Origin of the sequence: Nitrosomonas sp., assembly GCF_021731985.1 — a bacterium.
GTDB lineage: Bacteria > Pseudomonadota > Gammaproteobacteria > Burkholderiales > Nitrosomonadaceae > Nitrosomonas.
The window spans coordinates 1-8,150 of record NZ_JAKFWH010000022.1; the positions used below are offsets into that span (position 1 = coordinate 1).

The following is an 8,150-nucleotide window of genomic DNA, read 5'->3' on the forward strand; positions in this document are numbered from 1 at the left end:
TACGGGCAGGGACGCTCCAGTGACTGCTCGGTCTTCGCCGTCGCGGTATTCCACTTTACCTCATGTCTCGCCGCATCGTGTTTCTTTCAAACGCATTGCGACCGAAGGCCGATTACTACGCTCATTTCATATTGGAAGAGGCTGTTCATTAACAACTTGAAAAGGGTCTTGCCACAACCTTGCACGGATATTTTCGGTATACCCATTTTCCGTATCGATCATGCCGAGTCGAGTTGGATTGAGAAAAGTATCCTGGAGAAAAAAAAGACCCAACAGAAGAGCAGCTATCGTAATTCCGGATGTTACTTGGGGTGATTTTTCATCAGTTTTATTTTGTTCGTTCATAACAAGTTGACGTAATTAAGAGTAACCATCGGAAATACAAAATGTTATCAGCATTATGACAAATAGATAACATATTGTCTGTGAGTTTAACCACAAGATTGATTGGAGCGGATGGTGTGTCGACAAGACTGCATTGGGGTTTTGCCTTATATTTCTTGAAACGATCAGCGTCGCCTCTGCTTAAAGTAATTTAAGGAATCTTTGGCAATCAACAGTATAGATTTCTCGCTATGCTCGAAATGACAGTTATTCAGAGGTTTCTTAATGCACTGTCGGCCCGGCTTCCCGGAATACCGCATCAACCGCCAATGCGTCCAAGCGGTATTCGCGGTTACAAATATCATCACTGACAACGACTTCGCCAAATTCTTGCAGGATTGAATCTACTTCCTCGCGCCCTAATGCGCGCAGCATGGCATAAATTCTTGTTGGGTTTTCCTGGCAACCATAGTGGACGGTTTGTGCGTCAAAGATACGGATGGTTTCTTCATAAAACAAGCGGGTCAGTATCTCTTCTGCGGTCAAATCAAATAGCGTCTGATCGTAGACTGTTGCTGCCAGAGCTTCGGCACGCGTCCAGCCATCGGGATCTTGTTGATCGGCAGCAGGCAGTTTTTGTAACAGTAAACCGAAAATGGTGGTGTTTGTGGTGATCAGAAAAAGGCGAGAAGGCAGTTGTTCGGATTGTTTGAAATAGTGTTCAAACAGTTCGGCGATGTTGTCGCCGTCGAGCGGTACGATACTTTGGTAGGATTCGCGCATGGAGGGCATATCCAAGGTCAGTAGTAGTTGTCCATGACCGAGTAGATCGGGTAGCGGCTGCGCTTCGATAGCTTGCGCGCATTTGGCCATGCCGCGTATGTGCAAACTGTCATTACAGTCGATGACCAGCATGGAAACCGGGCCGCTACCGTTCATCTGGATGGTCAGGCGTCCGGCTTGCTTGAGGTTTTCACTCAGGAGCAACGTGACCGCGCTCATTTCTCCCAGTAATTGAGTCACGGGCTGCGGGTAATTGCGGCCGGATAACATTTGTTGCCAGACCGAATCAAGATGCACCACTGCGCCCCGAATATCCAGGTTTTCCAGAAGGAAGCGCTGTACGTAGTTACTCATTTATAAGCCTTGGATGAATTGATCAATCAAAAATACAGTCCCAATTATACCGCAGAGCTACCCATGCCTGACCTAACGCAATGGCGCTATCATCCGGTTGTATTTGTTGCGCGCTGAATAGGTGAAAAGATGGTGTGGCTAAGCGATTTTTTAATCCATGTCGCAACACAGCATTATGAAAGCACCCGCCGCCCAATGCCAGTTGTGAAATATTATGCTGACAGGCAGCTTTTTCCACCCATGCCGCTAATCCTGCGATTAAAGTGGCATGGAATAGGGCGGCTGCGTAGGAAGTATCATGCTTTGCATCATGATAATCGATCATCGCCGATAGCAATGGTGAGAAATCCAAATGATTATTTTCAGTGATTTGAAAGCCATCAGCCAACGCGGCAACTTCTCCATGTTGTTCGGCCAATTGTTGTAATTGTATGGCTGCTTGCGCCTCGTGGGATTGAATCGAATTGACTTCCAGCAAACCGGCCGCAGCATCGAATAATCGACCCATGCTGGAAGTCTGCGGGCAATTGAGATTCTTTGCCAGCATGGTGGTAACGGTTCCGGCTGCCGGTTGATCTGAGAAACGTTGCATAATTTCATCACTACGATTTAATCGCGCCAATGCCGCTGCTGCCATGCGCCAAGGCTCCAGCGCAGCGCGATCACCGCCGGGTAGAGCCAGGTTGGTCAGATGGCCGAGCCGAAGAAAGTGGGCGCCATCCACCAATAGTAATTCGCCTCCCCATGGTGTGTTGTCCGTTCCCAATCCGACGCCATCCAGCGCCAAACCCAACACAGGTTGAATCAGTTTGTGTTCGGCGCAGACCGCAGCAATGTGCGCATGATGATGTTGCACGGCAAGGGTTGGAATATGCTGCTGTTCAGCATAGGCTTGGGCAAATTGTGTGCTGTAAAAATCCGGGTGCAGGTCATGTGTAACGATTCCGGGCGATACCGAATAATCCTGACACATGCGCTGTACGGTTTTATCCAACTGGTGGCGGGCCTCTGCGGTGGCTAAATCACCGATAAGCGGTGAAATATACGCTTGATTACCCTGTGTCACACAGATGGTGTTTTTTAGCCAAGCGCCACAAGCCAGAACGGTAGGTCCGTTGATAGCCAACGGGATCAGTGTATCGCTCGAATTAGTCAAACGTGGAATCGAATTGTTTCTGATCTTGCTTTGCAGTTGCAGCACTGCGGCAACCCGCCATAATCCAGTCTATCCATTCCGGCATACCGTTGCCTTGCGTGGCTGAAATCTGAATCACCGGCAGTGCGGGGTGGATGCGATGCGCATATTCAATTGCCAAATCAACGTCAAAGGTCAAGTGCGGCAGCAGATCGCATTTGTTTAACAACATCAGATCGGCTGCATAAAACATATCGGGATACTTGAGTGGTTTATCTTCCCCTTCGGTGACGGACAGGACAACTACTTTATGCGCTTCACCCAGATCGAAAGCCGATGGACAAACCAGATTGCCGACATTTTCTATGAACAACAAACTGTTATTTTGTAAGGAAAGTTGTTGTATGGCATGGCCTACCATGTGCGCATCCAGATGACAGCCTTTACCGGTATTGATTTGTATCGCCGTCACGCCAGTTGCGCGGATACGTTCAGCATCGTGATCGGTTTGTTGATCACCTTCAATTACGGTAATGGGCAACCTGTCGCGTAGCATTTGAATGGTTTTAACCAGAAGAGTGGTTTTCCCGGAACCCGGACTGGAAACCAAATTGAGTACAAAGACCCCATGTTCTGATAAGTGTCGCCGATTTTCATCGGCATAAAGGTCGTTTTTTGCCAGAATATCGCGCTCAATTCTAATCATTCGCGCCTGACTCATTCCTGGAGCATGTGTGCCTGCAATGCCTGTTCCGAGATGAATGGTATTCGATGAGTGACCCGTGCCGGCAGGAACCGGATTGTGTTCGTACACATGAGAATGCTGATGCGGGCGATAATTTAGCGGTTTATCAGAGTGCTGATGCGATTGTATCAATTTACCATTAATGTGCGTCTGGCCAATACCACATCCACAAGTTGTACACATACGATTCCTTTATTTCACTTCAAGTTCTTTAATCCGCATTTCATTACCTTGGGTGACTTGCAATGCGTAGCTGCCACAGTGCGGGCAGGCTGCATGGTAAGCAGTGATCAAAATATCCTGATTGCATTGATTGCACAAGGCTTGCCCTGGAATTTCTATAATTTCCAATTTGGATTGACCGGCGATACTGTCCTGTGTCACTACATCAAAATAGAAGCGCAACGATTCCTTTTCTACACAAGCCAATTGTCCAATTTCCAGCCATACCGTGATGACTTGTGTGAATTGCTGCTCAAGTGCGGCATCTTCAATGAGTTGCATGACATTCTCGGCGAGCGACATTTCATGCATACTTCACCTCACTGTTTACTGAATCATTAAAAATCCGCCGTAAAATGCAATTATGATACCGCTAAAGCGTATCCAGCTGACACTGATAAAGTTCCTGAACAGCAGAGCCAGACCAATACCGCATACATGCAACAGCATGGTAGCCAGCATGAATCCTGCCGCATAGGGAAACATTGAGACGTTTTGCGGCATTTCGTTGCCATGCGCATAGCCATGACTGAGTGCAAACAATCCGATCAGAATAATACTGGCACTGAGCGGCAAATGTTTCCGGCAGGCAAGCAATGTACCCAGAACGAATAGTGACAGGGTGATGCCATATTCCGCAAAAGCTATCGGCAAGGTGATCATTCCCAATAAACCGCCTAATCCCATAACCATTACAAAAACCAACGGGATTAGCCAAATAATACGGCTATGCGCTTGTGCCGCCCATAAACCCACTGCGACCATTGCTAGCACATGATCCAATCCGCTCAAGGGATGGGAAAATCCATGTAGCCAGCCATTATGCGGATCGGCGCCGGTATGGGCAAAAACCAATGACGGCATAATCCAAAAAGGAATGATCAGAACTAAAAGTCGGGAGAATCTGAATTGTGAAATCGGATTCTTCATACGTGCTGTAAATGCCATTGTTTTATTTGCTTGATCGCTGCTTCCAAGTTTACACCTGCCCGTGCGCTTAATGGATCACCCAGTTCAAAATGATAGCCACGAATACGCAGTAAAAAAGCTGGCGGTGCAGCCTGTTGGTAGATTTGCAGATAAATAAACAGTAATGCAGCCGGCGTTAATGTGTGGCTGGTATAACTACTATCTTTTCCGGCATGTAGAGCCGAGAATTCAAAGGGTTCTACGCACGACATATCCGCATCAACAAATAGGATCTGATCAAATCCCGCCAAATCGGTAGCATGCTCGATCAGTAATTGCATGTCAACGAGACAAGTAATATCTGCCAGTTCCAAGTGATTTATGTGCTCAATTAATAGGGGTCCTAATGCATCATCCCCGCGTCCTGGATTTCCATATCCGAATAACAGTAATTTGAACATGTATTGTGAGTGTGCTATTGATTTATTCTTTAAAACAAGTGGTTCAGTAAAAACCCGATCATTCCAGCACCACTGGTTTATTAGCAATCTCATTTTTTTGATTATTGGAATCAGATGGAAAATATTCCCGTAAATGACCACCAATCGCATTGATCCCATTAATTACACCGGCCTCAAATTGTTGTTGCCGGAATGCGGATTCCATCGTGCGGCAAACGGCTTCCCATTCTTCGCTGGAAACTTTGGCATGGATGCCGCGATCCGCAATGATTTCTACGTCACGATCGGCAAGCAGCAAATAAATCAATACGCCATTATTGTGTTCGGTATCCCATATTCGTAATTGTGAAAATACTTCTACTGCCCGTTCCCGGGCGGTCTGGTTTTTGAAAAGAGGAATTGTATTGAGTGTGGCTTCTACGGCAAAACAAATTTGACCCCCATGATTCATTTCCGATTGTTGAATGGCTTGTTCAATAGCAGTCAGCGAGGTTGCATGGAATATGCGCCGCAGTGCGAATTTCCCGGTTAAAAGATGGCGGAGGATGCGGGCGAAATTCATTTACCATCTCCCCGATGCGCCGCCGCCACCAAAGCCACCCCCGCCTCCGCTAAAACCGCCCCCAGAGCTGCCGCTTCCAAAACCACCATTCCTGAAACCATTATCTGACCAGCTGCTGCGTCCGTTTCTATAAATTCCACTGCCTGTGCTCTGAAAAAGGCTTATAAAGAATACAACAGCGGTGATGAGTATGGCGGCAACGACCGAAGAAAAAAATAACCAGCCAATGAATCCCATACCGATACTCGTTATAGCAGCTCCAACAAGACGTCCTAGTAGCGCCTGCAGCATTCTTCCGAGCACAATAAGTCCGATTAAAACGGGAATAAAATTGTCAAGAAGGAAATGCATGCCGGAGGAGTTGCCGGGGCCGTTTTGGGTTGAGGGTAGTGATGGAAGTGACTCTCCTTTAAGCAAGCTTAGAATCGCATCAATGCCCGCATCAATACCGGCTAAAAAGCTTCCTGCTTTAAATTGCGGCACGATAATTTCTGCGATAATCCGTTTTGCCATCGCATCAGGCAATGCACCCTCCACACCATAACCCACTTCGATGCGTAGTGCTCTATCATTTTTAGCAATGAGCAGTAGTACGCCATCATCGATACCTTTACGACCTAATTTCCAAGTTTCAGCAACCCGTAGCGCATATTGTTCAATGGTTTCGGGTTGCGTGGTGGGTACAATCAGCACAGCGACCTGACTGCCTTTTGCCTTTTCGAATGCTGCTAATTTTTGTTCCAATTGTGTGGCTTCACTGGCAGAAAGTGTTGCGGTCAGATCGGTTACATGTGACTTGAGCAATGGGATCGCTACCTCTGCTCTGGTAAGTGTGGCGGAAAGAAGTAAAACGGCAAGCACCAGAATTTTTACCCAAGTTTGGGTCATTTTGGTAGGCATCATGTCGCTCTCTGGGTACTCACGTAAAGAGTGTCTTTATTTTGCTGCCGGATTGGGAGCATTAAAATCAACCTTGGGTGCAGTGGAAATTTCTTGCTCATTTTCTACCGTGAAGCTGGGTTTTGTATGAAAACCAATTAGCATCGCCGTGAGATTACTGGGAAAAGAACGTACCACGATATTATATTCTTGCACTGCTCTAATATAGCGGTTGCGGGCCACAGTAATGCGGTTCTCAGTGCCTTCCAATTGTGCTTGCAAGTCACGAAAATTGGCATCCGATTTTAACTCCGGATAATTTTCTACCACTACTAACAACCTTGAAAGTGCGCTAGACAATTCTCCTTGGGCATTCTGGAATTTTGAGAATGCTTCCGCATCATTAATCAGCTCAGGTGTCGCTTGAATGCCGCCAACCCTGGAGCGGGCATTGGTTACACCCAGCAATACATCCTTTTCCTGGGAAGCAAATCCCTTTACCGTATTAACCAGGTTGGGGACCAAGTCGGCGCGCCGCTTGTATTGATTCAGCACTTCCGCCCAACTGGCTTTAATCTGTTCATCCGTTGACTGTAGTGTATTGTAGCCGCATCCACTCAGAAAAAAAGTACAGAGAGTTGCAATAATCAATAGCAAATTGCGCATAAACTGCTCCCGATAAGGATCAAAATTATTTATTAAATAGAGATGCAAATGGTATTTTCAAGAACATCATATTATTGTTTTGTAATAAAAAAGCATTCTTCATCATTACATATTTTTTCGGTATGTTGTGGCATATGAAGAATATGTTTTTTTAATTCATTTATTTTTATATAAGTTATGTAAAATAAATAGGCTGCATGCAATGATAGCAATCAAAACTGATCGGGTTTTAATTACCAGACTTCAGAGCAGTTTGGATACAAGATTTATTAGTAGCTTGAGTATACGTACGCCAACTCTGGAAAGCCATAAGTGTATGGGTTAAAAAAGTTTTTTATGATGTTGTGCATACGGCGATTTATTATTTATGCAGTTTTAATTTAAAAGGGAGATATTTTATGAGTATGGAAAGTGAGATGAGAATGAGATTTGGAGGCTTTTGGAACTCCCTCATTTTGCTCTTTGTAATTATTGTTTGCCTTCGTTTTTCAAGTCTTGAGCTTGCCGATGCGGATTTGACCAAAAGAGTTCTGTGTGCATTACATTTATTTTTTGGGTGTGTTGCTACAGGCGTATTGCTTGGTATATTAAGAATATTTTTGGCATTCTCCAATCAAACCTACACGCGTGCGCCAGCATCAGCCAATTTTGCACTAGGCCTTAAATACGGAATTGTTGCTGGTGGTTTATTGATTCTCATTGTTGGTGTTCTGCAACTGAACAATTTCTTGGGCGTGTTTCAACCCATGATTAATGGATTGTTAGCAAAACTTACGAGTATTTTTGTGTAGACCCAAATTGGGGCTAGTTAACGATTGCTTGATAACTGGCCCCAAACAGTTAGAACAAATAATGGATTGGTTTTTTAGAAGCACACTTTTTCCGTTAGAAAATGACTGAGAAGAAAGTATTTGGTTTTCTATTTTCTCATCAAGTTATTTCCTATTCACCTACCTACTTCTGAGTCTTATCCAAGATAGGATTTAGTAAGCATTATCTTTACGCAGTACGATCCAGACGGTTTTGAGGATGATCCAGAGGTCGAGCCAGATAGACCAGTGTTTAAGATAATACAAATCGTGTTCGATACGCGCTTTCATTTTTTCCAAC

General features: G+C 45.3%; 12 protein-coding genes. 1 reads left to right on the plus strand and 11 read right to left on the minus strand.

Going from position 1 to position 8,150, the window contains the following annotated elements; translation table 11 throughout:
* Positions 1-126: 126 nt before the first annotated feature.
* The 10 genes from QZ942_RS02820 to QZ942_RS02865 all read right to left on the minus strand — a co-directional run bounded on the left by QZ942_RS02820 (position 127) and on the right by QZ942_RS02865 (position 7,040).
* Positions 127-345 (minus strand): hypothetical protein, encoded by a 219-nt coding sequence (locus QZ942_RS02820; protein WP_292993127.1) that lies wholly within the window; start codon positions 343-345, stop codon positions 127-129.
* A 261-nt stretch (positions 346-606) separates the two neighbouring features.
* Entirely contained in the window at positions 607-1,461 is an 855-nt protein-coding gene (locus QZ942_RS02825; protein WP_292993128.1) for an Hsp33 family molecular chaperone HslO, read from the minus strand.
* Between the two features lie 22 nt (positions 1,462-1,483).
* Positions 1,484-2,617: a carbamoyltransferase HypF gene (locus tag QZ942_RS02830; protein ID WP_292993129.1), complete on the minus strand. Its 1,134-nt coding sequence runs from the start codon at positions 2,615-2,617 to the stop codon at positions 1,484-1,486.
* Positions 2,610-3,524 carry a hydrogenase nickel incorporation protein HypB gene (gene hypB, locus QZ942_RS02835; RefSeq protein ID WP_292993130.1) on the minus strand — a complete coding sequence of 305 codons (915 nt, stop codon included), beginning with the start codon at positions 3,522-3,524 and terminating at the stop codon, positions 2,610-2,612. The genes QZ942_RS02830 and hypB overlap by 8 nt, the downstream gene beginning before the upstream one ends.
* A gap of 9 nt (positions 3,525-3,533) precedes the next feature.
* The gene (gene hypA, locus QZ942_RS02840; RefSeq protein ID WP_292993131.1) at positions 3,534-3,875 is read right to left on the minus strand and encodes a hydrogenase maturation nickel metallochaperone HypA; all 342 of its coding nucleotides are present in this window, start codon (positions 3,873-3,875) and stop codon (positions 3,534-3,536) included.
* Between the two features lie 15 nt (positions 3,876-3,890).
* Positions 3,891-4,511 (minus strand): HupE/UreJ family protein, encoded by a 621-nt coding sequence (locus QZ942_RS02845; RefSeq protein ID WP_292993132.1) that lies wholly within the window; start codon positions 4,509-4,511, stop codon positions 3,891-3,893.
* Entirely contained in the window at positions 4,490-4,933 is a 444-nt protein-coding gene (locus tag QZ942_RS02850; RefSeq protein ID WP_292993133.1) for a hydrogenase maturation protease, read from the minus strand. Before QZ942_RS02850 ends, QZ942_RS02845 begins: the two co-directional genes overlap by 22 nt.
* 58 nt (positions 4,934-4,991) lie before the next feature.
* The gene (locus QZ942_RS02855) at positions 4,992-5,495 is read right to left on the minus strand and encodes a TPM domain-containing protein (RefSeq protein WP_292993134.1); all 504 of its coding nucleotides are present in this window, start codon (positions 5,493-5,495) and stop codon (positions 4,992-4,994) included.
* Positions 5,496-6,398 carry a YgcG family protein gene (locus QZ942_RS02860; protein ID WP_292993135.1) on the minus strand — a complete coding sequence of 301 codons (903 nt, stop codon included), beginning with the start codon at positions 6,396-6,398 and terminating at the stop codon, positions 5,496-5,498.
* Between the two features lie 33 nt (positions 6,399-6,431).
* Entirely contained in the window at positions 6,432-7,040 is a 609-nt protein-coding gene (locus tag QZ942_RS02865) for a LemA family protein (protein ID WP_292993136.1), read from the minus strand.
* Positions 7,041-7,438: 398 nt separating this feature from the next.
* Between QZ942_RS02865 and QZ942_RS02870 the strand changes: the two genes are divergently transcribed.
* Positions 7,439-7,831, plus strand: coding sequence for a hypothetical protein (locus QZ942_RS02870; RefSeq protein WP_292993137.1), 393 nt, complete (start codon positions 7,439-7,441; stop codon positions 7,829-7,831).
* Positions 7,832-8,023: 192 nt separating this feature from the next.
* Here QZ942_RS02870 and QZ942_RS02875 read toward each other — a convergent pair whose 3' ends face one another.
* The gene (locus QZ942_RS02875) at positions 8,024-8,140 is read right to left on the minus strand and encodes a sugar transferase (RefSeq protein ID WP_292993138.1); all 117 of its coding nucleotides are present in this window, start codon (positions 8,138-8,140) and stop codon (positions 8,024-8,026) included.
* Positions 8,141-8,150: the final 10 nt, after the last annotated feature.

Coding starts and splice junctions, on each gene's coding strand:
- QZ942_RS02820 (WP_292993127.1), bottom strand. CDS start 345: ATGAACGAACAAAATAAAACTGATGAAAAATCACCCCAAGTAACATCC.
- QZ942_RS02825 (WP_292993128.1), bottom strand. CDS start 1,461: ATGAGTAACTACGTACAGCGCTTCCTTCTGGAAAACCTGGATATTCGG.
- hypB (WP_292993130.1), bottom strand. CDS start 3,524: ATGTGTACAACTTGTGGATGTGGTATTGGCCAGACGCACATTAATGGT.
- hypA (WP_292993131.1), bottom strand. CDS start 3,875: ATGCATGAAATGTCGCTCGCCGAGAATGTCATGCAACTCATTGAAGAT.
- QZ942_RS02845 (WP_292993132.1), bottom strand. CDS start 4,511: ATGGCATTTACAGCACGTATGAAGAATCCGATTTCACAATTCAGATTC.
- QZ942_RS02850 (WP_292993133.1), bottom strand. CDS start 4,933: ATGTTCAAATTACTGTTATTCGGATATGGAAATCCAGGACGCGGGGAT.
- QZ942_RS02855 (WP_292993134.1), bottom strand. CDS start 5,495: ATGAATTTCGCCCGCATCCTCCGCCATCTTTTAACCGGGAAATTCGCA.
- QZ942_RS02860 (WP_292993135.1), bottom strand. CDS start 6,398: ATGATGCCTACCAAAATGACCCAAACTTGGGTAAAAATTCTGGTGCTT.
- QZ942_RS02865 (WP_292993136.1), bottom strand. CDS start 7,040: ATGCGCAATTTGCTATTGATTATTGCAACTCTCTGTACTTTTTTTCTG.
- QZ942_RS02870 (WP_292993137.1), top strand. CDS start 7,439: ATGAGTATGGAAAGTGAGATGAGAATGAGATTTGGAGGCTTTTGGAAC.
- QZ942_RS02875 (WP_292993138.1), bottom strand. CDS start 8,140: ATGAAAGCGCGTATCGAACACGATTTGTATTATCTTAAACACTGGTCT.